Source organism: Paenibacillus suaedae, from assembly GCF_032337355.1.
Taxonomy (GTDB): domain Bacteria; phylum Bacillota; class Bacilli; order Paenibacillales; family Paenibacillaceae; genus Paenibacillus_B; species Paenibacillus_B suaedae.
This window is the reverse complement of sequence record NZ_JAVYAA010000012.1, coordinates 17,505-41,650: the sequence shown is the minus strand read 5'-3', so window position 1 is coordinate 41,650 and position 24,146 is coordinate 17,505. Positions and strand designations below refer to the sequence as shown.

Here is a 24,146-nt window from a genome sequence, read left to right as displayed (position 1 = left end):
ATTATTATAAAATGTCAGTATTAGGATGGACTCCATGTCTACACATGGCCCAAATGTCAAGCCTTTTTTTGAAAGGATGCATACATTTTTGCGAAATGACGTATAATGTTTACATTTTGGGCAAGTCTATCGGATATGTAGTTGTATCGACAACAGGAAACGGCGACACGGGGGAAAACGGCGTCCATCGCATTTGCGTTTTGCCGTGAACGTGCGTTTTTCTTTTTTCTGACATTTTGTACTATATCATTTGTTTTTAGAGTCTCTTTCGTGGACTTTATTATAAAGGATACCGAAAAGGATTCGCAATCCATTTTTGTGAGTAGACATGAGGGGTGAGTTAAAGTTGGCAGGACATCTTGTTCAATATGGACGACGCACTCGGCGCAGTTATGCGCGCATCAAAGAGGTACTCGAAGTTCCGAACTTGATTGAAATCCAACAGAAATCGTATCAATGGTTTTTGGACGAAGGATTGCGCGAAATGTTCCAAGATATTTCGCCGATTCAGGATTTCACAGGTAATTTGGTTTTGGAATTTATCGATTACAGCTTGGGTGAACCCAAATATACAGTCGATGATTCGAAAGAACGCGATGTAACTTATGCGGCGCCGCTCCGCGTTAAAGTGCGCCTTCTTAACAAAGAGACCGGAGAGGTCAAAGAGCAGGAAGTGTTTATGGGTGATTTCCCGCTCATGACGGAAACGGGCACGTTCGTCATTAATGGTGCTGAACGTGTAATTGTCAGCCAGTTGGTTCGCTCTCCGAGTGTCTATTTCAGTACTAAAGTTGACAAGAACGGGAAGAAAACTTACACGGCGACAGTTATTCCGAATCGTGGTGCATGGCTGGAACTTGAGATGGATGCGAAGGACATTATCTATGTTCGTATCGACCGTACTCGTAAAATTCCTGTTACGGTATTGCTGAGAGCACTTGGATTCGGTACAGACGAGCAAATCTTAGATTTGCTTGGCCATGATGAGTATATCCGCAATACGCTGGACAAAGATAATACGGATTCAACAGAGAAGGCTCTGATTGAAATCTACGAGCGTCTGCGTCCGGGCGAGCCTCCTACACTCGAGAATGCAAGAAGCTTGCTGATTGCACGTTTCTTCGATCCGAAGCGCTATGATCTAGCGAATGTAGGTCGTTACAAGATTAATAAGAAGCTTCACATTAAGAACCGTTTGTTCAATCAACGCTTGGCGGAATCGCTTGTTGATACAGAAACAGGCGAAATCATTGCTGAAGCAGGTCAAGTTGTTGACCGTCGTCTCTTGGACGAAATTCTGCCTCGTCTTGAAAGCAATGTAGGTTTCAAAACCTATCATGTGGCAGGCGGAGTTATGGAGTCAGAAGATATTCCGGTGCAAGTCATCGACGTGTTCTCGCCAATTGAGGACGGTAAAGTTACTAAAATTATTGCAAACCGCAATATCGACAAGTCCGTGAAGAACATTACTCCTGCGGATATCATTTCGTCGATCAACTATTTTATTAACTTGCTGCACGGAATTGGTAGCACAGATGATATCGACCACTTGGGTAACCGTCGTCTGCGTTCCGTTGGTGAATTGCTGCAGAACCAGTTCCGTATCGGTTTGTCCCGTATGGAGCGCGTTGTGCGCGAACGGATGTCCATTCAGGATGCGAACGTGATTACGCCACAGGCGCTCATTAACATTCGCCCTGTTATTGCATCCATTAAGGAGTTCTTTGGTAGCTCCCAGTTGTCTCAGTTCATGGATCAGACGAACCCACTTGCGGAACTTACGCATAAGCGTCGTCTGTCTGCACTCGGACCTGGTGGTTTGACGCGTGAGCGCGCGGGCTTTGAAGTTCGTGACGTCCATCCATCCCACTATGGCCGTATGTGTCCGATCGAGACTCCAGAGGGTCCGAACATCGGTTTGATCAACTCCTTGTCTACGTTTGCTCGAGTGAACGAGTATGGCTTCATTGAAGCACCATATCGTTGGGTCGATCCGAAGACAGGGCAGGTTACAGAACAAATCGATTACATGACTGCTGACGAAGAAGATAACTATGTAGTCGCACAGGCGAATGCACCGCTGAATGAAGACGGCACATTCCGTGACGAAACAGCTATCGTTCGTTACAACAAGCAATCAGATAACATCTTGACGATGCCTACGGATCGTGTTGACTACATGGACGTATCGCCGAAGCAGGTTGTGTCGGTAGCGACAGCGCTCATTCCGTTCTTGGAGAACGATGACTCCAACCGTGCGCTCATGGGATCGAACATGCAGCGGCAAGCGGTGCCTTTGCTCATACCAGAAGCTCCGTTTGTTGGTACAGGAATGGAATACAAGTCTGCAAAAGACTCTGGTGTATGTATCGTCTCCAAAGTAGACGGTGTCATCGAGCGTGTTACAGCGAATGAAGTTCAAGTTCGCAAGGTTGAAGTGATTGATGGTAAAGAGGTCAGAGGTGACCTCGTCAAATATAAATTGCAGAAGTTTATGCGTTCCAACCAAGGAACATGCATTAACCAACGTCCACTTGCCAAGAAAGGCGATATCGTTAAGAAAGGCGACATCTTGGCGGACGGCCCTTCCACAGAGGTCGGCGAATTGGCCCTTGGACGCAACGTTGTTGTCGCGTTCATGACATGGGAAGGTTACAACTACGAGGATGCGATCTTGCTCTCCGAGAAGATGGTGAAAGAGGATGTATACACGTCCATTCACATCGAAGAGTACGAGTCCGAAGCTCGTGATACGAAACTTGGACCAGAAGAGATTACTCGTGATATTCCGAACGTCGGCGAAGAAGCGCTCAAGAACTTGGATGAGCGCGGAATCATTCGCGTCGGTGCGGAAATTAAAGACGGTGACATTCTCGTTGGTAAAGTAACACCTAAAGGGGTTACGGAACTGACAGCAGAAGAACGCCTCTTGCATGCAATCTTCGGCGAGAAGGCGCGTGAAGTACGTGATACTTCCTTGCGTGTGCCTCACGGTACTGACGGTATCGTCGTTGATGTTAAAGTATTTACACGTGAGAACGGGGACGAACTCCCTCCAGGTGTGAATCAACTCGTTCGTGTTTATATTGCCCAAAAACGTAAAATTTCCGAGGGCGATAAGATGGCGGGACGCCACGGTAACAAGGGTGTCATCGCACGTATCTTGCCTGAAGAAGATATGCCGTTCCTTCCGGACGGTACGCCTGTTCAAGTCGTCTTGAACCCACTAGGGGTACCATCGCGGATGAACATCGGTCAGGTACTCGAGGTTCACTTGGGTATGGCGGCACGTTATCTTGGTATGCACATGGCTACTCCGGTATTCGACGGTGCTACAGAGTATGACGTGTTCGATACGATGGAAGAAGCAGGCATGCAGCGCAACGGTAAGACAATTTTGTACGACGGTCGTACAGGTGACCCGTTCGAGCGCGAAGTTACGGTTGGTGTCATGTACATGATCAAGCTCGCACACATGGTTGATGATAAGATCCATGCTCGTTCTACTGGACCATACTCTCTCGTTACGCAGCAGCCGCTTGGTGGTAAAGCACAGTTCGGTGGTCAGCGCTTCGGGGAGATGGAGGTATGGGCACTCGAAGCCTATGGTGCAGCTTATACATTGCAAGAGATTCTTACAGTCAAGTCCGATGATGTCGTCGGTCGCGTGAAGACGTATGAATCGATTGTGAAGGGCGAAAATGTTCCTGAGCCAGGTGTTCCTGAATCGTTCAAGGTTCTTATCAAAGAGCTGCAAAGCTTGGGTATGGATGTCAAGATCTTGACAGAGAACGAAGAAGAAATTGAGATGCGTGAAATCGATGAAGATGACGATATTCCGCAGGATAAGTTGAATCTCGGCATGGATGACGAGTACGTCACCGAGTAAGCTGCCGAAGTCGTATAACGTTGGATCGGACGGTGGCCGTTAGCGAATTGCTATACGGCCACCGCCAGCCCATATATGGTTCGAACACAGAATTCCGCTCCTGTGTACTGACAGAGCGGTACACTCAAGTACAGATTAAGGAGGGTCGCTCCTTGATGGACGTCAACAATTTTGAATTTATGAAAATCGGGCTTGCCTCTCCCGAAAAGATTCGTTCTTGGTCCCGTGGCGAAGTCAAGAAGCCGGAAACGATTAACTATCGTACGCTCAAACCGGAGAAAGAAGGTTTGTTCTGCGAGAAGATTTTCGGACCGACGAAGGACTGGGAGTGTCATTGCGGTAAATACAAGCGTGTACGTTACAAAGGCGTTGTCTGTGATCGATGCGGCGTTGAAGTAACACGCCAGAAGGTGCGCCGTGAACGGATGGGTCATATTGAATTGGCTGCTCCTGTATCGCACATTTGGTACTTCAAGGGAATTCCAAGCCGCATGGGCTTGGCGCTGGACATGTCTCCACGCTCCTTGGAAGAGATCATTTACTTTGCTTCTTATGTTGTAACAGAGCCCGGGGATACACCTCTTGAGAAAAAGCAACTGCTTTCCGAGAAGGAATATCGCAGCTACCGTGAGAAATATGGTCATGCATTCCAAGCTGGTATGGGTGCTGAAGCAGTTAAGAAGCTGTTGCAAGACTTGGATGTTGAGAAAGAACTTGAAGTGCTGAAGGAAGAGCTTCGTACGGCACAAGGCCAACGCCGCAACCGTGCGATCAAGCGACTAGAAGTAATCGAGGCATTCCGTAACTCTGGTAACCAACCAGATTGGATGATTCTCGATGTTCTTCCGGTTATTCCTCCAGAGCTTCGTCCAATGGTACAGCTCGATGGCGGTCGCTTCGCGACGTCTGACTTGAATGACCTGTATCGCCGTGTCATCAACCGGAACAACCGCTTGAAGCGTTTGCTTGATTTGGGTGCTCCAGACATTATCGTGCAGAATGAGAAGCGCATGCTGCAAGAAGCAGTAGACGCTTTGATTGATAACGGTCGCCGTGGTCGTCCAGTAACAGGCCCTGGTAACCGTCCATTGAAATCGCTCAGCCATATGCTCAAAGGTAAGCAAGGTCGCTTCCGTCAGAACTTGCTCGGTAAACGGGTTGACTACTCTGGTCGTTCCGTTATCGTCGTAGGTCCTTACTTGAAGATGTACCAATGTGGTTTGCCGAAGGAAATGGCGCTTGAGCTGTTCAAACCTTTTGTCATGAAAGAACTCGTGAATAAAGGTTTGGCACACAACATTAAGAGCGCGAAACGTAAAGTAGAGCGCATTAGCCCGGAAGTATGGGACGTTCTCGAAGAGGTTATTCGTGAGCACCCAGTCTTGCTTAACCGTGCACCAACACTTCACCGTCTCGGTATCCAAGCATTTGAACCGATTCTGGTAGAAGGGAAAGCAATCCGTCTTCACCCACTCGTATGTACAGCCTACAACGCTGACTTCGACGGTGACCAAATGGCGGTTCACGTTCCGTTGTCTGCAGAAGCACAAGCAGAAGCTCGTCTTCTTATGCTCGCTTCCGGCAACATCTTGAACCCGAAAGACGGTAAGCCAGTTGTAACACCATCTCAGGATATGGTTCTTGGATCCTTCTACTTGACGATGGACAACAAGGAAGCTAAAGGAACAGGTATGATCTTTGGCTCCGTCAATGAGGCTGTATCTGCTTATCAACGTGGTTCAGCATCCTTGCATGCACGTGTTGCAATTCCAGTACGTGAATTGGGCAAGTCTGACTTTACTGAAAAACAACAAGATGCGTTCCTTATTACAACGGTTGGACGTATCATTTTCAACGAAATATTCCCGGCAGATTTCCCGTACATCAATGAGCCGACGAAGCGCAATTTGTTCGAGGGAACACCGGATCATTATTTCGTATATGAGAAAGGCGCGAATATTAGAGAAATAATCGAAAATATTCCGCAAACAGGTGGGGTAGGTAAAGACTATCTTGGTCAAATTATCGCCCGCTGCTTCGATGTATTCCATACAACGAAGACTTCGGTTATTTTGGATCGAATCAAGGAGATCGGCTTTACGTATTCCACAAAAGCAGGTATCTCGATTGCGGTATCCGACGTTATCGTACCGCAAGAGAAAGTGGATATCTTGAAGGAATCCGAAGAGAAGGTTCGTGTCATTACAAATCAGTATCGTCGTGGTCTGATTACGAATGAGGAACGTTACGATCGTGTTATCGAGGTATGGTCGAACACGAAAGATCGTATTACCGAGATTTTGATGAAATCGATGGAACGTTACAACTCCATCATGCTCATGGTTGACTCCAAAGCACGGGGTAACAAATCGCAGATTACTCAGTTGGGTGGTATGCGTGGTCTCATGGCCAACCCGTCCGGTCGAATCATCGAGTTGCCAATTAAATCGAACTTCCGTGAGGGCCTGACGGTCTTGGAATACTTTATTTCCACTCACGGTGCGCGTAAAGGTCTCGCGGATACGGCTCTTCGTACGGCGGATTCGGGTTACTTGACTCGTCGTCTCGTTGACGTTGCACAAGACGTTATCGTTCGTGAAGAAGATTGTGGTACGGATAAAGGCTTCTTAGTAGCCAACATCTCCGACGGTAAGGAAGTTATCGAAGGCTTGTACGACCGTATCGAAGGTCGCTATTCCGGTGAAACGGTTCGTCATCCGGAGACAAAGGAGATCCTTGTTAACCGTAACGAACTGATTGATACGGATAAGGCAGAGTTGATCGTCAATGCTGGCGTCAAGAAGATGATGATTCGTTCCGTACTCAGCTGCCGTGCTCGTCACGGTGTATGTAAGATTTGTTATGGTCGCAACCTGGCGACTGGTAAGCACGTTGAAATTGGTGAATCTGTTGGTATCATCGCGGCTCAGTCCATCGGTGAACCAGGTACACAGCTCACCATGCGTACGTTCCATACCGGTGGTGTCGCGGGTGACGATATTACTCAAGGTTTGCCGCGTATCCAGGAGTTGTTCGAGGCGCGTAATCCGAAAGGGCAAGCGATCATTTCCGAGATCGATGGTGTGGTTAAAGAAATTCGCGAAGCGAAAGATCGTCGTGAAATCGAAGTCCAAGGTGAGGCAGAGTCCAAAGTGTACTCCGTCACATACGGTTCTCGTGTCCGCGTAAGCGAAGGCATGGCAATCGAAGCCGGCGATGAGATTACAGACGGTTCTATCGACCCTAAAGAAATGCTCCGCATTAAAGGTATCCGTGGCGTTCAGAACTACATCTTGCAGGAAGTTCAACGCGTATACCGGAACCAAGGGGTAGAAATTAACGATAAGCACGTCGAAGTTATGATCAAGCAAATGCTTCGTAAAATCCGTATCATCGATGCGGGTGAAACGACATTGCTTCCAGGATCATTCGTTGACATGCATGAATATGAAGCAGCGAACAAAGAAGCGATCCTCTCTGGCAAGGAACCTGCTGTTGCGAAACCGATCTTGCTCGGTATCACGAAGGCATCCTTGGAGACAGACTCCTTCTTGTCTGCAGCATCCTTCCAGGAGACGACTCGAGTTCTTACTGATGCAGCGATCAAAGGTAAAGTCGACCAATTGCTCGGCTTGAAAGAGAACGTTATTATCGGTAAGTTGATTCCTGCAGGTACAGGTATGAACCGTTATCGCAGCGTTAAAGTGATTAATCCGCTTGACGAGGAAGTAACGGAAGAATCCCTTGATGCAGCAGGCGTTGGCGCAGCGGAGTAAGCTCTACTATAGAGGTTTCAAATGAGGTGGTTGGCGCTGTCTAGATGGCGCCAACCTCCATTTTTGTGACAAATATATCTTTTAAAAAAAGAAGTTATGAAATTGCTTGACACTGGGTAAACGAAGTGCTATTATGTCGTAGTGTGCCCAAGACAAAGACCTGTACTTTTGGAGGAACATGCATCATGTCTAATGAAAAAGGTTTACAGGATGCAACAATTCGTATTGGGACGAAGCAAACATTGAAGATGGTTGAACTTGATAAAGCCATCGAGGTGTACATTGCCGAAGACGCTGATGACCACGTTACATCGAAAGTCGTAAGCTTATGTGAGAAGAAGGGCATCAAATTGACATATGTCAGCACGATGCGCGACCTTGGCAAGGCATGCGGCATTGAAGTAGGTGCAGCAGTCGCAGCTGTCGTTGAAGAAGAATAGGGAAGCCGATTGTTTTTGTAACAGAAGAAATTCTGGGGCAAAGACATTTCATTTGTTCATTTATGAACCACCTGGATCTGTGGACTTAAATGAATGATTTATGAAGGTGTCGATAATATGGGAAGGGGGTGCCAACATGCCAACAATTAACCAATTGGTACGTAAGGGCCGCAAAGATAAAGTAACTAAATCCAAATCCCCAGCTTTGCAAAAAGGTTTCAACGCGTTGAAACGCGAAGAAACGGATTTGAGCGCGCCACAAAAACGCGGTGTCTGCACTCGTGTAGGTACAATGACTCCGAAGAAACCGAACTCCGCGCTTCGTAAATATGCTCGTGTTCGCTTGACGAACCGTGTAGAAGTTACAGCGTACATCGGTGGTATCGGCCACAACTTGCAAGAGCACAGTGTTGTTCTCGTTCGCGGTGGTCGTGTAAAAGACCTTCCGGGTGTTCGTTACCACATCGTTCGCGGTGCATTGGATACTGCAGGTGTAAACAATCGTATGCAAGCTCGTTCCAAATACGGTACGAAGCGTCCTAAAGCTAAGAAATAAGAAGTTAATGCTACTCAGAAAGGGGGATTCACATGCCACGCAAAGGTCCTGTTACTAAGCGCGACGTGTTGCCGGATCCGGTGTATAACAGCAAGCTTGTTACTCGCTTGATCAACCGCATCATGCTCGACGGTAAACGTGGTGTTGCTCAATCGATCTTGTACAACTCTTTCGAAATCATTCGTGAGCGTACAGGCAACGATCCTATGGAAGTATTTGAAGCAGCACTGAAAAACATCATGCCAGTCCTTGAAGTTAAAGCTCGCCGTGTAGGTGGTTCTAACTATCAAGTACCTATCGAAGTTAAACCTGAGCGCCGCACATCCTTGGGATTGCGCTGGTTGGTTAACTACTCCCGCAACCGCGGTGAGAAAACGATGGAAGAGCGTTTGGCAGCAGAGATTATCGATGCTTCCAACAACACTGGTGCAGCAGTTAAGAAACGCGAAGATACGCACAAAATGGCTGAAGCGAACAAAGCGTTTGCTCACTACCGTTGGTAGGATAAAGCTGTTTTGGTCTCGATATTCGAGTAACCAAACTCAATTTGAAGGGAGACCATTCCATGGCAAGAGAGTTCTCCTTAGCAAATACGCGTAACATCGGAATCATGGCTCACATCGATGCCGGTAAAACAACAACTACGGAGCGTATCTTGTTCTACACAGGCCGTACTCACAAAATCGGAGAGGTGCATGAAGGCGCCGCTACGATGGACTGGATGGAGCAAGAGCAAGAGCGTGGTATTACGATCACTTCCGCTGCGACTACAGCGCAATGGAAGGGTCATCGTGTAAATATCATCGATACTCCGGGGCACGTTGACTTTACGGTAGAGGTTGAGCGTTCCCTTCGCGTATTGGACGGAGCAGTAGGCGTGTTCTCCGCTAAAGAAGGCGTAGAACCGCAATCTGAAACGGTATGGCGTCAAGCTGACAAGTACAGCGTACCTCGTATCGCTTACGTTAACAAAATGGACATCATCGGCGCTGATTACCTCAACGTTATCGAGTCCATGAAGGATCGTTTGCAAGCGAATGCTGTTGCAATTCAGCTGCCTATCGGTGCAGAAAACGACTTCACAGGCATCATTGATTTGATGGAAGAGAAAGCTTACATCTTCAAAGATGACTTGGGTAAAGAAGTTGATGAAACAGAAGTTCCTGCTGAGTTCAAAGACAAAGTCGCTGAACTTCGTATGGAAATGATTGAGAAAATCGCAGAACTCGACGAAGAGTTGATGATGAAATACCTCGAAGGCGAAGAAATTACAGTTCCTGAACTGAAAGCAGCTCTTCGCAAAGGGGTATGCAGCGTTCAAATCTTCCCAGTAGTATGTGGTTCTTCTTACCGCAACAAAGGCGTACAGCTCATGATTGACGCTGTCGTTGACTACTTGCCATCCCCACTTGATGTACCTGACATTAAAGGTCATCTTGAAGATGGTGAAGAAGAAGTTCGTCATTCTTCGGACGAAGAGCCGTTCTCGGCACTTGCGTTCAAGATCATGACTGACCCTTATGTTGGTAAGTTGACGTTCTTCCGCGTTTACTCTGGTGTATTGAATTCCGGTTCTTACGTCTTGAACGCGACAAAAGGCAAGCGTGAACGTATTGGCCGTATCCTTCAAATGCATGCGAACAGCCGTGAAGAAATCGCTACAGTACATGCTGGCGATATCGCTGCTGCCGTTGGTTTGAAAGATACAGGTACAGGCGACACACTCTGCGATGAGAAGTCTCCGATCATCTTGGAATCCATGAACTTCCCAGATCCGGTTATCAGTATCGCAGTTGAGCCGAAGACAAAAGCAGACCAAGATAAAATGGGTACTGCTTTGTCAAAATTGACAGAAGAAGACCCAACACTCCGTGTTTACACTGATGAGGAGACAGGTCAAACGATCTTGTCCGGTATGGGTGAGCTTCACCTCGATATCATCATCGACCGTATGCGTCGTGAGTTCAAGGTTGAGACGAACGTAGGTAGCCCACAGGTTGCTTACCGTGAGACATTCCGTCAGCAGGCTAAAGTTGAAGGCAAATTCGTACGTCAGTCCGGTGGTCGTGGTCAATACGGTCACGTATGGATCGACTTCGAACCTCTCGAAGCAGGATCAGGATTCGTCTTCGAGAACAAAATCGTTGGTGGCGTAGTCCCTCGTGAATACGTACCTGCGGTTCAAGCTGGTATTGAAGAATCCATGAAGAACGGTGTCTTGGCAGGCTTCCCATTGGTTGACCTCAAGGCTACTATCTTCGATGGTTCCTACCATGATGTTGACTCCAATGAAATGGCGTTTAAAATCGCTGGTTCCATGGCGCTTAAAGCTGCTAAGGACAAGTGTAAGCCAGTATTGCTTGAGCCAATCATGAAAGTAGAAGTTACAGTACCAGAAGAGTATATGGGCGACGTTATGGGTATGTTGAACTCCCGCCGTGGTCGTATCGAAGGTATGGATACTCGTGCAGGTGCACAAATTATCCGTGCTAAGGTGCCTCTCTCCGAGATGTTCGGTTACTCCACAACATTGCGTTCCGGTACTCAAGGACGCGGTGTGTTCTCTATGGAACTCTCTCACTATGAAGAAGTTCCTAAGAATATCTCCGAAGAGATTATCGCGAAGAACAAAGGCGAATAATTTCGCTTCTGATTCATTTGCTATCGGCTGAGCGCATGACTTGTCATGTGTCTCGGCTGCTTATAACATATATCTATTCCACTTATTGAAGGAGGACTAGTTCAAATGGCAAAGGCTAAGTTTGAACGTACGAAACCGCACGTTAATATCGGTACAATTGGTCACGTTGACCATGGTAAAACAACTTTGACAGCGGCTATCACAACAGTTCTGTCTAAAAAATATGGTAACGGTGCAGCTGTAGCATTCGATCAAATCGATAAAGCTCCAGAAGAGCGCGAGCGCGGTATCACAATCTCCACGTCCCACGTAGAGTATGAGTCCGCTAACCGTCACTATGCACACGTTGACTGCCCAGGTCACGCCGACTATGTTAAAAACATGATCACTGGTGCTGCTCAAATGGATGGCGCGATTCTCGTAGTATCCGCAGCTGACGGCCCAATGCCACAAACACGCGAGCACATCTTGTTGTCTCGCCAAGTAGGCGTACCTTACATCGTCGTATTCATGAACAAATGCGACATGGTTGAAGACGAAGAGTTGTTGGAATTGGTTGAAATGGAAATTCGCGATTTGCTTAGCGAATACGAATTCCCTGGCGATGACACTCCAGTTATCCGCGGTTCCGCTCGTGAAGCTCTTCAAAACCCAGACGGAGAATGGGCTGACAAAATCGTTGAATTGTTCACACAAATCGACGAGTACATCCCAACTCCAGAACGTGACACTGACAAGCCATTCTTGATGCCAGTCGAGGACGTATTCTCCATCACTGGTCGTGGTACAGTTGCTACTGGCCGCGTAGAGCGTGGTACTGTTAAAGTCGGCGACGAGATCGAAATCGTTGGTATCCAAGAAGAGACTCGTAAGTCCGTAGTAACAGGCGTTGAAATGTTCCGTAAACTTTTGGATTCCGCTCAAGCTGGTGACAACATCGGTGCGTTGCTTCGTGGTGTAGACCGCAGCAACATCGAGCGTGGTCAAGTATTGGTTAAGCCAGGTTCGGTTAAACCACATACTGAGTTCACTGCTCAAGTTTACGTTTTGACTAAAGAAGAAGGTGGCCGTCATAAGCCATTCTTCACAGGCTACCGTCCACAGTTCTACTTCCGTACAACGGACGTAACTGGTATCATCAACTTGCCAGAAGGTACTGAAATGGTTATGCCTGGTGACAACATCACAGTTACTGTACAATTGATCGCTCCAATCGCGATCGAAGAAGGTACACGCTTCGCGATCCGCGAAGGTGGCCGTACAGTAGGTGCTGGTGCGGTTGCAACTATCATTAAATAATGATAGTACCGACAATAGTCGGTAATAAGAGCCCCTTATCCTTACGGATAAGGGGCTTTTTGCTTTACAAAAAACACAGCTTTTGTTCAATATTCTTTCAAGAAGTCCCTTCCAGATCACTGTACATGATTTCTGTTATAGCGCTATAATATGTAACAATATAAGCTTACATATAGGTATGTAGATCTAGTAATATAGGGATTTAGGCCGATAAGTGAGGCGCAGGAAGGAAGAGCGACTGAAATGAGCAAAAAGCTATTAGGATGGGCAGGAAAGTGGAATAAGGAACAAACTGTGGATAGAATTGCACCAATATCCGAAGAAGCTAAATTAATGGAGCAAGGTATGATTCATTTATCCACAACTCATCCTATACATAAACAGATCGAAGTGATCGGAATGACAACAGAAGACCTAACTTTACTGCGTCAGCTCAAGCCATATTTATTGCCGCATATGAAATCATTAACGGAGGCATTTTATTCGGTTATTTTGAGTGTAGAGCATTTAAAGCAACTCATAACAAAACATAGTACAATCGAACGATTGCAGTTAACGCTTGAACGTCATATCGAAGAAATGTTTGATGGAAAGATAAATGATGAATTTGTAGGGAAACGAATTCGGATTGCAGACGTTCATCGCCATATCGGTCTCGAAACGAAATGGTACATGGCAGCTTTTCAGAATATGCAGAACCGGCTTCTTGATCTGATTGCAGCGGAGATCCGCAATGCAGAAGATCGAATGAAGGCGATTTTGGCTGTGAATAAAATATTGAACTTGGAGCAACAGCTTGTCCTTGAGGCATATGAAGAACGAAACCGATTAGAGCGAGAAGAACAATATCAACAGGTCAAGAATGAACTGAAGGGGAGTATCGCACAACTTAGTAATCAACTTGAACTGTTAACGACGGAAACAAAGCATACAATTGAACAACTGGTCGAACGAGGCAAGAGTGTAAAAAATATCATTGAACATACAGCTTCTACTGTACGGCATGCTCAACTAGAGGCAGATGAGGGGGAGCGAATGATGCGTACGTATATCGAGCGTATTCAGGACATTGACCACAACGCTTTGCTGATGAAGGGGCATGTTGATCAGTTGAAGGACACGTCTGCTCAGATCAGGACAATTGTTAGTGCTGTAAAGGAAATTGCAGGTCAAACGAAACTGCTGTCGCTTAATTCATCTATTGAAGCAGCGCGTGCAGGTGAACATGGTGCAGGTTTCGCTGTAGTAGCCAAAGAAGTGAACAAGCTGGCTGATCATACAAAGGATACCGTAGCTCATATTGAAGAACTCGTCGGCAATTCGAATTTGGCAACGAATGCAGTTGTATATAATATTGAAGTCGTGAAATCGAGTGTAGGAACAGTTCGGGGACAAGCAGATGCTGCCGGAAACGCGTTCCAGCAAATTGTTGATCATGTTGAGCACAGTACATCGAATATGGAGCATATCCAAGGCGAGATGAGCGATTTGCTGCAAATGATCAGTCATATCCATGAGGCGACAGCTGAAGTTGCGGCATCTGCAGAGCAGCTCAATCGAACGACGAAGCATTTGTAGTCTAAATGATTTCCTATTAGATAGAAATATAGCATACAGTGGAAGAGACTGGTTTAATAACTAGTCTTTTTCTATGTTATGGCAGTTTATCATGTTATGATTGCTTTCGTATTTACTTCGTTATGATGAACAGGGGGAGACAAATGAGAAAGTGGATGAGTCACGCAATTGTTTTAACGCTAGTGAGTGTGTTGCTATTAACGTCTATGGCTGGTACCGCTTCAGCGAAATCAGAATTTTTGAAGGAAGGTACAATAGTAGGTAAAGTTTCTGAGGTACAATTAAAAGGTTCAATTAATGGAATAGCTATTACAGGGTATACGTTTCGCGATTCACTGTGGATTCCAGTTAGTCATTTATCACAATATGGGTTCGACATACAAGCCAATGGGAATTCCGGACCAATTCGAATTCTTCGAAATACAAGTAAACCTGTAAAAGGGATGGCGGCTGATAAAATAAAGAAGCCAACAAGCAAGCTCACAAACGTTCATTTCACGCAAAAAGACGTTTTGCTAGGTAATCGCAAGCTTACTACATATCAAATTGATAATTCAGCTGTTATTCGATTAAATGACTTAGCTTTGTTTGGTGAAGTACTATGGAATGGACAAAGTAAAACGCTTGAGTTAAAACTAGGCAATATGGAATATGAAAATACTCTCGGCATTTGGATTGCAGGTGATAAGGCATATAATAGAAGTGATAAACAGATAAATGAAATAAGCATTAAACACTTCTTCATGTATAGAGGGAATTTGTATGACGTAAGTGAAGTTATCGATACTGCAGGTAAGCAATTTGCAGATATTCAAGGACTCATTGATCCAGATTCAAAAGAGAAGCTTGTAGATACTTACATTGGTTCAACTGTTGAATATGTAATTACATCGACTGGAGATCGAATCGATAATCCATACTTGAAGCAAGATAGTGATTATTATAAGAGCAAGACAATGGCAGAAGACGTATTGTTTCAATTGAAAAGTGTGAAGACCTATATGGAAGCAGCGGAAAAAGAATACTACATGAAATTGAAAGAGGAACTAAAAAATAACGGAAATCGTCCTCTTAAATTCGTAACACAAAAAATTACTTACAATCGTTTTGGAAGTCCAGAAGTCAACTTATCCCTAAAAAATCTAACTGAGAAAAAAGTCGTTTCTTTTGAATTGACGATAACCGGTTATGATGGGAAAGGTCGCATCGTGAAGAACAGCATCACTGGGGAAAGCCAAGTAAAAGGACGAGCTAAAGATTTTGGGAAGTATGGATCTGGAGATGTTATTGAATTTACATGGGTAATGGATTTTTATAACGATATGGTCAAGGCGAATGCTAAACTTACATCGGTTAAGTTCTCCGACGGTACAGTATGGAGAGCGAAGTAATTCAGGCAGCTTACGGAGGCTGGAACAACATCCAGAACCTTCAACTTTCATTATATATATAAACTGTGATAGACTCTAACAAGTGCCTAATAGAATCGAGTCATGTAGTGTCCTGGCTGTCCGCAAGCAAACGTCTGAAAAGATTACGAAAAAAACTTGCAATAGTCGGGACATTTATATATAATAGTGAATGTTGTTCGTCGACGTTGCGATGAAGTGAGAGGTTACCGACACACCCGGCCCCTTTGCCATGGCGATGTGTTAGGAAAATTTTCACGGAGTATGTCCGATGCAAAATTGGGCGATAAAAGGAGGGACTAAAATGGCAAAGCAAAAAATTCGTATCCGCTTGAAAGCATACGATCACAGAATTCTTGACCAATCCGCTGAGAAAATCGTTGAAACGGCTAAACGTTCCGGTGCTGGAGTATCCGGTCCAATCCCGTTGCCAACGGAGAAGCAAATCATTACGATTCTTCGTGCGGTGCACAAGTATAAGGATTCCCGCGAGCAGTTCGAAATGCGCACTCATAAGCGCCTTATCGACATCGTGAATCCAACGCCGCAAACGGTGGACGCGCTGATGCGCTTGGACTTGCCGTCCGGTGTAGATATCGAAATTAAATTGTAAGACAGTTGAAACGGTTATCCACATGTGGATAGCGAAGCCGTTTCTACTTCATTATGAACGGACTAAGGAAAGAAAAGAGGTGTCAACATGAAAGGTATCTTAGGTAAAAAGCTCGGCATGACTCAAGTATTTACCGCTGAAGGTAATGTACTGCCGGTAACTGTTATCGAAGCTGGCCCTTGCGTCGTTCTTCAAAAGAAAGACGTTGAGAACGATGGCTACGAAGCTATTCAAATCGGCTACGCTGATAAGAAAGAAAAGCGTGCTACGAAACCAGAAATCGGTCACGCGAAAAAAGCTAACGCAACACCTAAGCGCTACGTTAAGGAACTTCGTGGTGTGGATCTTTCTCAATATGAAGTTGGCCAAGAATTGAAGGCTGATTTGTTCGCTGAGGGAGAATTCGTTGACGTTACAGGTATCTCGAAAGGTAAGGGCTTTGCCGGCGTAATTAAGCGTTGGGGACAAAGCACGGGTCCTATGTCTCACGGTTCCCGTTACCATCGTGGACCAGGTTCCATGGGTTCCATTCAAGCGAACCGCGTACCGAAGGGCAAACGCCTTCCAGGTCACATGGGTACTGACACAGTAACAATTCAAAATCTTGAAGTTGTTAAAGTGGATGCAGAACGCAATGTTATCCTCGTTAAAGGTTCTATTCCAGGCCCTAAAAACAGCTTCGTTAACGTTAAATCTGCAATTAAAAAGTAATTGGTGAGGAAAGGAGGAGCACATTATGCCTAAAGTAGCAGTTTACAACATGAGCGGTGCGCAAGTTGGCGAGATCGAATTGTCCGACAGCGTATTCGGCATTGAACCAAACAAAAACGTACTTCATGATGCAGTTGTGATGCAGCTTGCATCTATGCGTCAAGGTACTCATAAAGTTAAAGGCCGTTCCGAAGTTCGCGGCGGCGGTCGTAAACCATGGAAACAAAAAGGCACAGGTCGTGCGCGTCAAGGTTCCATTCGTTCGCCACAATGGGTTGGCGGCGGTACAGTATTTGGACCGACACCACGTAGCTATGCTTACAAGCTTCCTAAGAAAGTTCGTCGTTTGGCGATTAAATCCGCATTGTCTTCGAAAGTGTTGGCAGAGCAAATTATCGTAATCGATAGCCTTGCTTTGAACACGCCTAAAACGAAGGAATTCGCGGCAGTATTGAACAACCTAAAAGTGGATCGCAAAGCGCTTGTCGTGCTTCCTGAGTACAACGACAACGTGGCACTTTCCGCTCGCAACATTCCTTCTGTGAAGCTTGTTGCAGCTGATGGTGTTAACGTATATGATGTTCTTCGCCATGAGAAGCTCATCATCACGAAGGATGCGGTTCAGAAGGTAGAGGAGGTGTTCGCATAATGAAAGACCCTCGCGATATCATTAAGCGTCCGGTTATTACTGAGCGTACAGCAGACATGATGAATGACTTGAAATACGTATTCGAAGTTGATATGCGTGCTAACAAGACTGAAATCAAATTGGCTGTAGAGCAAATCTTCAAAGTGAAGGTAGCGAACGTGAACACGCTTCGTATGCCTGCTAAGCCAAAACGCTATGGCCGTCACTCCGGCTACACTTCCGAATGGAAGAAAGCGTTCGTCACTTTGGCAAAAGACAGCAAGCCACTCGAGTTCTTCGAGACGGTTTAATATAGACTTCTGAAGTAAGGAGGGAAAACAAGTGCCTATCAAAAAGTACAAACCGACATCCCCGGCTCGTCGTAATATGAGCGTGTCCACGTTCGAAGAAATTACAACGAATGTACCGGAGAAATCGTTGCTGGCGCCTTTGAGCAAAACTGCTGGCCGCAACAACCAAGGTAAAATTACGGTTCGTCACCACGGTGGTGGACACAAACGTAAATACCGTATCATTGATTTCAAACGTAACAAGGATGGCATTCCAGGCCGCGTTGCTACAATCGAGTACGATCCAAACCGTACTTCCAACATTGCGTTGATCAACTATGCTGATGGTGAAAAGCGTTATATCATCGCTCCTAAAGGATTGAAAGTAGGCGACGTTATCGAGTCCGGTACCGGCGCAGACATCAAGATCGGTAACGCATTGCCAATGGAAAACATTCCAGTAGGTACAGTTATCCACAACATCGAATTGCAACCTGGCAAGGGTGGTCAGTTGGTTCGCGCCGCTGGTACGGAAGCTCAATTGCTTGGTAAAGAAGAGAAGTACGTAACAGTACGTTTGTCTTCTGGCGAAGTTCGTAAATTGTTGAAAGTGTGCCGTGCTACAATCGGTTCCGTAGGTAATGGTGACCATGAGCTTATCAAAATCGGTAAAGCAGGCCGTAACCGCTGGTTGGGCAAACGTCCAGTCGTTCGTGGTGTGGTAATGAACCCGGTTGATCACCCTCACGGTGGTGGTGAAGGTAAAGCTCCAATCGGTCGTAAGTCTCCTATGTCTCCATGGGGCAAACCGACACTTGGTTACAAAACGCGTAAAAAAGGTAAACATTCCGATAAATATATCGTTCGTCGTCGCACGAAATAATATGTTTCCATTTGATTGCGCAGCAGCGTAATCACAAACGAATCAGTTCTGTCGAAGGGAGGATTCATATATGGGTCGCAGTTTGAAAAAAGGACCATTCGTTGATGGTCACCTGATGAAGAAAGTTGAAGGATTGAACGATACAAGCAAGAAAGTTGTTATCAAGACTTGGTCCCGTCGTTCTACAATTTTCCCTCAATTTATCGGTCATACGTTCGGGGTATATGACGGACGTAAACATGTACCAGTATACGTAACGGAAGATATGGTTGGGCATAAGCTTGGCGAATTCGCACCAACACGTACGTACAAAGGTCATGACGATGACAGAAAAACAGGCAAACGCTAATTATTGATATAGCATTCGAGGGGAGGTACTTCCATGCAAGCAAAAGCACATGCGAATAACATTCGCATCGCCCCACGCAAGGTTAAGCTGGTTATTGACTTGATCCGCGGCAAACAAGTGGGCGAAGCAATCGCAATTTTGCGCCACACGCCGAAGTCAGCTTCGCCAGTGGTTGAAAAATTGTTGAACTCTGCAATTGCCAATGCAGAACACAACCATCAAATGGACGTTAATAGTCTCGTTATTTCGGAAGTCTTCGTAAACCAAGGACCAACGATGAAACGTTTCCGTCCACGCGCTATGGGACGTGCGAGCCGCATTAACAAAAGAACAAGCCACATCACGCTTGTAGTATCTGAAAAATAAGGAGGGACAACGTGTGGGTCAAAAGGTAAATCCAGTCGGACTTCGAGTGGGCGTTATCCGCGATTGGGAATCCAAGTGGTATGCCGAAAAAGATTTCGGTACATTGCTCATCGAAGACGTTAAGATTCGTGAATTCCTTAAGAATAAATTGAAAGAATCCGCCGTATCCCGCATTGAGATTGAACGTGCAGCTAACCGCGTGAACGTTACAATCCACACTGCGAAACCGGGTATGGTAATCGGTAAGGGCGGTTCCGAAGTTGAAGCACTTCGTCGTGAAGTAACGAAAATTGCTAACGGCAAAAAAGTACACATCAACATCTCGGAAATCAAAACTCCAGATTTGGACGCAACTCTCGTTGCAGAGAGCATTGCACAACAACTGGAACGCCGTGTTTCTTTCCGCCGCGCTTTGAAACAATCAATTCAACGTTCCATGCGTTCTGGTGCGAAAGGAATCAAGACTGCAGTTAGCGGTCGTCTGGGCGGTGCTGAAATCGCTCGTACAGAAGGTTACAGCGAAGGGACAGTGCCACTTCATACGCTTCGCGCCGACATCGACTACGGCACAGCTGAAGCTCATACAACTTACGGCCGTATTGGCGTAAAAGTATGGATCTATCGTGGAGAGGTACTTCCTACGGCTAAGAAAAAGGCTGTTGAGGAAGGAGGCAACTAATCATGTTGGTACCTAAACGTGTAAAACACCGGAAGCAGCAAAAAGGACGCATGAAGGGTCAAGCTAAAGGTGGCACGACAGTTCACTTCGGTGAATACGGGTTGCAAGCATTGGAGCCTACATGGATTACTAACCGTCAAATCGAGGCTGCTCGTATTGCGATGACTCGTTACATCAAACGTGGCGGTAAAGTATGGATTAAAATTTTCCCAGATAAACCAGTAACGGCTAAGCCGCTTGAGGTTCGTATGGGTAGCGGTAAAGGTAACGTTGAGAAGTGGGTTGCTGTAGTTAAGCCTGGTAAAGTAATGTTCGAACTTTCCGGTGTACCTGAAGAGGTAGCTCGCGAAGCTATGCGCCTTGCTGCTCACAAACTGCCTATTAAGACTAAGTTTGTGAAACGTGAAGAAATGGGTGGTGAAGCAAATGAAAGCTAGTGAATTCCGCAACTTGACCACTGCCGAAATCGAACAAAAGATTGCCGGATTCAAGGAAGAACTTTTCAACCTCCGTTTCCAATTGGCTACCGGACAGCTTGACAACCCAACTCGCATTCGTGACGTGCGTAAAGCGATTGCTCGTGCACATACGATTCTGCGTGAAAGAGAACTTGGTATTACTAGCTAATACACCAAGATGTCAGTTTCGGAAAAATAGACATCCTGTATCCAGGAAGGAGGCAGAACACTAATGAGTGAAGTACGTAACGCTCGTAAAGTGCAAATTGGTAAAGTTGTCAGCGATAAAATGGACAAAACAATCGTAGTAGCGGTTGAGACATACAAGAAGCATGATTTGTATCACAAACGCATCAAATACACGAAGAAGTTCAAAGCGCATGACGAAAATAACGAAGCCAAAATTGGCGATACTGTAAAAATCATGGAGACGCGTCCGTTGTCGAAAGACAAGCGCTGGAGACTCGTTGAAATCGTTGAGAAAGCAGTTATCGTTTAATGAACGGATAGTTTCACCGAAAGGAGGACATTCGAATGATTCAAGCATTTTCACGTTTAAATGTAGCAGACAACTCTGGTGCGAAAGAACTGATGTGTATTCGCGTGTTGGGCGGTACTGGCCGTAAATCAGCTCACATCGGTGACTTGATCGTATGCTCTGTCAAACAAGCAACACCAGGCGGCGTTGTCAAAAAGGGTGACGTAGTCAAAGCGGTTATCGTTCGTACGAAGCGTTCTGTACGCCGTAAAGACGGTTCTTACATCGCATTTGACGAAAACGCAGCGGTTATCGTGAAAGAAGATAAGGGCCCACGTGGGACTCGTATTTTCGGACCTGTCGCTCGCGAACTTCGCGAAAAAGACTTCATGAAAATCGTTTCCCTGGCACCGGAAGTTATCTAATCAGCTTGCCCGCCAGGCAAGACTCAGGAGGTGTGACACATGCCACGATTGAAAAAAATTCTCGAGTCGCATAACAACAAATTGCACGTGAAAAAAGATGACACTGTCATCGTGATCACGGGTAAAGATAAAGGCAAAAAAGGCCGTGTTATTGCAGCATTCCCTCGTGAAAACCGCGTTATTGTGGAAGGCGTAAACATGGTGAAGAAGCATCAGAAGCCTAACGCTAAGAACCCACAAGGCGGTATCGTTGAGCAAGAAGCAGCAATTCATGCATCTAACGTTATGCACGTGGATCCAAAGTCGGGTAAAGTAACGCGCATCGGTTACAAAGTGGAAAACGGTAAAAAAGTGCGCGTAGCTAAACGCTCCGGCGAAATTATCGACTAATCGCTTCGGAAAGGAGGTCCATTCTACATGGCAGCTCGTTTGAAAGAACGTTATTTGAACGAAATTACTCCTGCGCTAGTGCAGAAGTTCAACTATACATCAGTAATGCAAGCACCAAAAGTGGAGAAAGTCGTCATCAACATTGGTATGGGTGAGGCTGTTCAAAACTCCAAAGTTTTGGATTCTGCAGTAGCTGAATTGCAACTAATCGCTGGTCAAAAGCCAGTAATCACTCGCGCGAAGAAGTCTATCGCAGGCTTTAAACTTCGTGAGGGAATGCCGATTGGTGTGAAAGTCACATTGCGTGGTGAGCGCATGTATCACTTCTTGGACAAATTGTTCAATGTCACGCTTCCTCGTGTCCGCGACTTCCGCGGTATCTCGAATAAAGCGTTTGACGGCCGCGGCAACTACACACTCGGTTTGAAGGAGCAAATTATCTTCCCTGAAATCGAGTATGATAAAATTGACAAGGTTCGTGGTATGGATATCGTCATCGTTACAACAGCGAAGACGGACGAAGAATCCCGCGAATTGTTGACGCAACTCGGCATGCCTTTCACGAAGTAATTCGTTTTAAAGGTCGGTTACGTTTGAGATACGGACTGAGCAATCAGTTCTGAATCCATCGACACAAATCTCTAGGAGGTGTCAACTCACGTGGCAAAAACTTCGATGAAAATCAAGCAACAACGCAAACCGAAGTTTGAAGTACGGGCATATACGCGCTGTGAGCGCTGCGGACGTCCGCATTCCGTATTACGTAAGTTCAAAATTTGCCGGATTTGTTTCCGCGAATTGGCATATAAAGGCCAGATTCCTGGCGTTAAAAAAGCAAGCTGGTAATCAACCCTGTTGCGGGAAGGAGGTTTACACTAATGGTTATGTCCGATCCGATTGCAGATATGCTTACACGCATTCGCAATGCTAATACAGTGCGTCATGAAACGGTGGAAATGCCTGCTTCTACTATGAAGAAGCAAATCGCAGAAATCTTGAAGCGTGAAGGCTTTATCCGTGACGCTGAATATATCGATGACAACAAACAAGGGATCATTCGCGTGTTCCTGAAGTACGGTGCAAACAACGAGCGTGTTATCACAGGCTTGAAGCGCATCAGTAAACCAGGACTGCGCGTGTACACGAAGGCTAATGAGGTTCCTCGCGTACTCGGCGGTCTCGGTATCGCAATCATCTCGACGTCCAAGGGCGTCATGACTGACAAAGAAGCTCGCCAGTCCAAATCCGGCGGCGAGGTAATCTGCTACGTTTGGTAAACCATTCGCATAAGATTGGAGGTGCAACAACATGTCCCGTATTGGTCGCAAACCAATTGAGGTACCAGGTGGCGTAACTGTCACTTTGGAAAACCACGTTATTACAGTAAAAGGACCGAAAGGAACTTTGACTCGTGAACTTCACAAAGACATGAAAGTGTCTGTAGAAGAGAACGTCATTTCCGTAGAACGTCCTTCTGAAAATAAACTTCATCGTTCGTTGCACGGTACAACACGCAGCGTAATCAACAACATGGTTAGCGGAGTAACTGATGGTTTCTCCAAAACCCTTGAGTTGGTCGGTGTAGGTTACCGTGCAAACAAATCCGGCGACAAGCTTGTCTTGAACGTTGGTTACTCCCATCCGGTTGAAATTACACCGGAAGCTGGTATTGAATTCGAAGTGCCTGCTCAAACGAAAATCATCGTTAAAGGCATTGATAAAGAGCGCGTTGGTGCTTATGCAGCGAACATTCGTGCAGTACGTGAGCCAGAACCTTACAAAGGTAAAGGTATCAAGTACGAAGGCGAACGCATCATTCGTAAAGAAGGTAAAGCAGGCAAGAAGAAGTAAGATCTTGCCTAGCTCACTTACCTTAGCAGCTTAATGGTTAAACTGAAGGGAGTGAAACAATCCGATGATTACCAAAGGCGATAAGAACAAAGCTCGGTTGAAAAGACACCTGCGTGTCCGTAAAAAAATCGAAGGTACAACGGAACGTCCTCGCTTGAACGTATTCCGTTCTTCTAAACATATTTACGCTCAACTTATCGATGACGTGAAAGGCGTAACAGTCGCTTCCGCTTCGACTATGGACAAAGAGCTTCGTGAAGATATCAAAAATGGTGGTAACGTAGAATCCGCTCGCAAAGTTGGCGAATTGATCGCAAAACGTGCGAAAGAGCAAGGATACGAGACAATCGTATTCGATCGTGGCGGTTACTTGTACCATGGACGTATTCAAGCTTTGGCTGACGCAGCACGCGAAGCTGGTCTTGAATTCTAATTTT

27 protein-coding genes are annotated in these 24,146 nt (G+C 45.9%); all 27 read left to right on the top strand.

The features are described 5' to 3' along the window. Positions 1-346 precede the first annotated feature (346 nt). Positions 347-3,889 (top strand): DNA-directed RNA polymerase subunit beta, encoded by a 3,543-nt coding sequence (rpoB, locus tag RQP50_RS28460; RefSeq protein WP_021252466.1) that lies wholly within the window; start codon positions 347-349, stop codon positions 3,887-3,889. A gap of 152 nt (positions 3,890-4,041) precedes the next feature. Beyond that, positions 4,042-7,665 carry a DNA-directed RNA polymerase subunit beta' gene (gene rpoC / locus RQP50_RS28455; protein ID WP_021252465.1) on the top strand — a complete coding sequence of 1,208 codons (3,624 nt, stop codon included), beginning with the start codon at positions 4,042-4,044 and terminating at the stop codon, positions 7,663-7,665. 185 nt (positions 7,666-7,850) lie between these two features. Then, positions 7,851-8,105 carry a ribosomal L7Ae/L30e/S12e/Gadd45 family protein gene (locus RQP50_RS28450; protein ID WP_072732031.1) on the top strand — a complete coding sequence of 85 codons (255 nt, stop codon included), beginning with the start codon at positions 7,851-7,853 and terminating at the stop codon, positions 8,103-8,105. A gap of 136 nt (positions 8,106-8,241) precedes the next feature. Further along, on the top strand, positions 8,242-8,661 hold the full coding sequence (rpsL, locus tag RQP50_RS28445; protein WP_005544563.1) for a 30S ribosomal protein S12: 420 nt from the start codon (positions 8,242-8,244) through the stop codon (positions 8,659-8,661). A 32-nt stretch (positions 8,662-8,693) separates the two neighbouring features. Next, the gene (gene rpsG / locus RQP50_RS28440) at positions 8,694-9,164 is read left to right on the top strand and encodes a 30S ribosomal protein S7 (protein WP_021252463.1); all 471 of its coding nucleotides are present in this window, start codon (positions 8,694-8,696) and stop codon (positions 9,162-9,164) included. A 62-nt stretch (positions 9,165-9,226) separates the two neighbouring features. Beyond that, positions 9,227-11,302 (top strand): elongation factor G, encoded by a 2,076-nt coding sequence (fusA, locus tag RQP50_RS28435; protein WP_072732030.1) that lies wholly within the window; start codon positions 9,227-9,229, stop codon positions 11,300-11,302. A 105-nt stretch (positions 11,303-11,407) separates the two neighbouring features. Continuing rightward, entirely contained in the window at positions 11,408-12,601 is a 1,194-nt protein-coding gene (tuf, locus tag RQP50_RS28430; RefSeq protein ID WP_021252461.1) for an elongation factor Tu, read from the top strand. 243 nt (positions 12,602-12,844) lie between these two features. Next, positions 12,845-14,179 carry a globin-coupled sensor protein gene (locus tag RQP50_RS28425; protein WP_315747434.1) on the top strand — a complete coding sequence of 445 codons (1,335 nt, stop codon included), beginning with the start codon at positions 12,845-12,847 and terminating at the stop codon, positions 14,177-14,179. Positions 14,180-14,322: 143 nt separating this feature from the next. Continuing rightward, positions 14,323-15,570 (top strand): hypothetical protein, encoded by a 1,248-nt coding sequence (locus RQP50_RS28420; protein WP_072732029.1) that lies wholly within the window; start codon positions 14,323-14,325, stop codon positions 15,568-15,570. A 322-nt stretch (positions 15,571-15,892) separates the two neighbouring features. After that, entirely contained in the window at positions 15,893-16,201 is a 309-nt protein-coding gene (gene rpsJ, locus RQP50_RS28415) for a 30S ribosomal protein S10 (RefSeq protein WP_005544556.1), read from the top strand. An 87-nt stretch (positions 16,202-16,288) separates the two neighbouring features. Next, entirely contained in the window at positions 16,289-16,912 is a 624-nt protein-coding gene (gene rplC, locus RQP50_RS28410; protein ID WP_021252458.1) for a 50S ribosomal protein L3, read from the top strand. Between the two features lie 25 nt (positions 16,913-16,937). After that, complete coding sequence (gene rplD / locus RQP50_RS28405; RefSeq protein ID WP_021252457.1) at positions 16,938-17,561, top strand: 50S ribosomal protein L4; 624 nt, start codon at positions 16,938-16,940, stop codon at positions 17,559-17,561. Continuing rightward, entirely contained in the window at positions 17,561-17,851 is a 291-nt protein-coding gene (rplW, locus tag RQP50_RS28400; protein ID WP_005544549.1) for a 50S ribosomal protein L23, read from the top strand. Before rplD ends, rplW begins: the two co-directional genes overlap by 1 nt. A 31-nt stretch (positions 17,852-17,882) precedes the next feature. Beyond that, positions 17,883-18,713, top strand: coding sequence for a 50S ribosomal protein L2 (gene rplB, locus RQP50_RS28395; RefSeq protein ID WP_021252456.1), 831 nt, complete (start codon positions 17,883-17,885; stop codon positions 18,711-18,713). Between the two features lie 70 nt (positions 18,714-18,783). Then, entirely contained in the window at positions 18,784-19,062 is a 279-nt protein-coding gene (gene rpsS / locus RQP50_RS28390) for a 30S ribosomal protein S19 (protein WP_021252455.1), read from the top strand. A 33-nt stretch (positions 19,063-19,095) separates the two neighbouring features. Next, the gene (gene rplV / locus RQP50_RS28385) at positions 19,096-19,428 is read left to right on the top strand and encodes a 50S ribosomal protein L22 (RefSeq protein ID WP_021252454.1); all 333 of its coding nucleotides are present in this window, start codon (positions 19,096-19,098) and stop codon (positions 19,426-19,428) included. A 13-nt stretch (positions 19,429-19,441) separates the two neighbouring features. Further along, complete coding sequence (rpsC, locus tag RQP50_RS28380; protein ID WP_021252453.1) at positions 19,442-20,107, top strand: 30S ribosomal protein S3; 666 nt, start codon at positions 19,442-19,444, stop codon at positions 20,105-20,107. A gap of 2 nt (positions 20,108-20,109) precedes the next feature. Further along, entirely contained in the window at positions 20,110-20,544 is a 435-nt protein-coding gene (gene rplP, locus RQP50_RS28375; RefSeq protein WP_021252452.1) for a 50S ribosomal protein L16, read from the top strand. Beyond that, positions 20,534-20,734, top strand: coding sequence for a 50S ribosomal protein L29 (gene rpmC / locus RQP50_RS28370; protein ID WP_005544540.1), 201 nt, complete (start codon positions 20,534-20,536; stop codon positions 20,732-20,734). The genes rplP and rpmC overlap by 11 nt, the downstream gene beginning before the upstream one ends. Positions 20,735-20,797: 63 nt before the next feature. Beyond that, positions 20,798-21,064 (top strand): 30S ribosomal protein S17, encoded by a 267-nt coding sequence (rpsQ, locus tag RQP50_RS28365; protein WP_005544539.1) that lies wholly within the window; start codon positions 20,798-20,800, stop codon positions 21,062-21,064. 35 nt (positions 21,065-21,099) lie between these two features. Then, entirely contained in the window at positions 21,100-21,468 is a 369-nt protein-coding gene (rplN, locus tag RQP50_RS28360) for a 50S ribosomal protein L14 (protein ID WP_021252451.1), read from the top strand. Positions 21,469-21,507: 39 nt separating this feature from the next. Further along, entirely contained in the window at positions 21,508-21,858 is a 351-nt protein-coding gene (rplX, locus tag RQP50_RS28355; RefSeq protein WP_005544537.1) for a 50S ribosomal protein L24, read from the top strand. Positions 21,859-21,885: 27 nt separating this feature from the next. Next, a complete protein-coding gene (gene rplE, locus RQP50_RS28350; protein ID WP_072732027.1) occupies positions 21,886-22,428 on the top strand; it encodes a 50S ribosomal protein L5 in 543 nt (180 codons plus the stop codon). Between the two features lie 90 nt (positions 22,429-22,518). Continuing rightward, on the top strand, positions 22,519-22,704 hold the full coding sequence (locus RQP50_RS28345; RefSeq protein ID WP_005544535.1) for a type Z 30S ribosomal protein S14: 186 nt from the start codon (positions 22,519-22,521) through the stop codon (positions 22,702-22,704). 32 nt (positions 22,705-22,736) lie between these two features. Then, on the top strand, positions 22,737-23,135 hold the full coding sequence (gene rpsH / locus RQP50_RS28340; RefSeq protein WP_005544534.1) for a 30S ribosomal protein S8: 399 nt from the start codon (positions 22,737-22,739) through the stop codon (positions 23,133-23,135). A gap of 31 nt (positions 23,136-23,166) precedes the next feature. After that, positions 23,167-23,709, top strand: a complete 543-nt coding sequence (rplF, locus tag RQP50_RS28335; protein ID WP_021252448.1) for a 50S ribosomal protein L6 — start codon at positions 23,167-23,169, stop codon at positions 23,707-23,709. A 64-nt stretch (positions 23,710-23,773) separates the two neighbouring features. After that, positions 23,774-24,142: a 50S ribosomal protein L18 gene (rplR, locus tag RQP50_RS28330; protein ID WP_021252447.1), complete on the top strand. Its 369-nt coding sequence runs from the start codon at positions 23,774-23,776 to the stop codon at positions 24,140-24,142. Positions 24,143-24,146 lie beyond the last annotated feature (4 nt).

Excerpts from the sequence above, each read along its gene's own strand:
- RQP50_RS28450 (WP_072732031.1), top strand. The coding sequence starts at position 7,851 with ATGTCTAATGAAAAAGGTTTACAGGATGCAACAATTCGTATTGGGACG.
- rpsL (WP_005544563.1), top strand. The coding sequence starts at position 8,242 with ATGCCAACAATTAACCAATTGGTACGTAAGGGCCGCAAAGATAAAGTA.
- rpsG (WP_021252463.1), top strand. The coding sequence starts at position 8,694 with ATGCCACGCAAAGGTCCTGTTACTAAGCGCGACGTGTTGCCGGATCCG.
- fusA (WP_072732030.1), top strand. The coding sequence starts at position 9,227 with ATGGCAAGAGAGTTCTCCTTAGCAAATACGCGTAACATCGGAATCATG.
- tuf (WP_021252461.1), top strand. The coding sequence starts at position 11,408 with ATGGCAAAGGCTAAGTTTGAACGTACGAAACCGCACGTTAATATCGGT.
- RQP50_RS28425 (WP_315747434.1), top strand. The coding sequence starts at position 12,845 with ATGAGCAAAAAGCTATTAGGATGGGCAGGAAAGTGGAATAAGGAACAA.
- RQP50_RS28420 (WP_072732029.1), top strand. The coding sequence starts at position 14,323 with ATGAGAAAGTGGATGAGTCACGCAATTGTTTTAACGCTAGTGAGTGTG.
- rpsJ (WP_005544556.1), top strand. The coding sequence starts at position 15,893 with ATGGCAAAGCAAAAAATTCGTATCCGCTTGAAAGCATACGATCACAGA.
- rplC (WP_021252458.1), top strand. The coding sequence starts at position 16,289 with ATGAAAGGTATCTTAGGTAAAAAGCTCGGCATGACTCAAGTATTTACC.
- rplD (WP_021252457.1), top strand. The coding sequence starts at position 16,938 with ATGCCTAAAGTAGCAGTTTACAACATGAGCGGTGCGCAAGTTGGCGAG.
- rplW (WP_005544549.1), top strand. The coding sequence starts at position 17,561 with ATGAAAGACCCTCGCGATATCATTAAGCGTCCGGTTATTACTGAGCGT.
- rpsS (WP_021252455.1), top strand. The coding sequence starts at position 18,784 with ATGGGTCGCAGTTTGAAAAAAGGACCATTCGTTGATGGTCACCTGATG.
- rplV (WP_021252454.1), top strand. The coding sequence starts at position 19,096 with ATGCAAGCAAAAGCACATGCGAATAACATTCGCATCGCCCCACGCAAG.
- rplP (WP_021252452.1), top strand. The coding sequence starts at position 20,110 with ATGTTGGTACCTAAACGTGTAAAACACCGGAAGCAGCAAAAAGGACGC.
- rpmC (WP_005544540.1), top strand. The coding sequence starts at position 20,534 with ATGAAAGCTAGTGAATTCCGCAACTTGACCACTGCCGAAATCGAACAA.
- rpsQ (WP_005544539.1), top strand. The coding sequence starts at position 20,798 with ATGAGTGAAGTACGTAACGCTCGTAAAGTGCAAATTGGTAAAGTTGTC.
- rplN (WP_021252451.1), top strand. The coding sequence starts at position 21,100 with ATGATTCAAGCATTTTCACGTTTAAATGTAGCAGACAACTCTGGTGCG.
- rplX (WP_005544537.1), top strand. The coding sequence starts at position 21,508 with ATGCCACGATTGAAAAAAATTCTCGAGTCGCATAACAACAAATTGCAC.
- rplE (WP_072732027.1), top strand. The coding sequence starts at position 21,886 with ATGGCAGCTCGTTTGAAAGAACGTTATTTGAACGAAATTACTCCTGCG.
- rpsH (WP_005544534.1), top strand. The coding sequence starts at position 22,737 with ATGGTTATGTCCGATCCGATTGCAGATATGCTTACACGCATTCGCAAT.
- rplF (WP_021252448.1), top strand. The coding sequence starts at position 23,167 with ATGTCCCGTATTGGTCGCAAACCAATTGAGGTACCAGGTGGCGTAACT.
- rplR (WP_021252447.1), top strand. The coding sequence starts at position 23,774 with ATGATTACCAAAGGCGATAAGAACAAAGCTCGGTTGAAAAGACACCTG.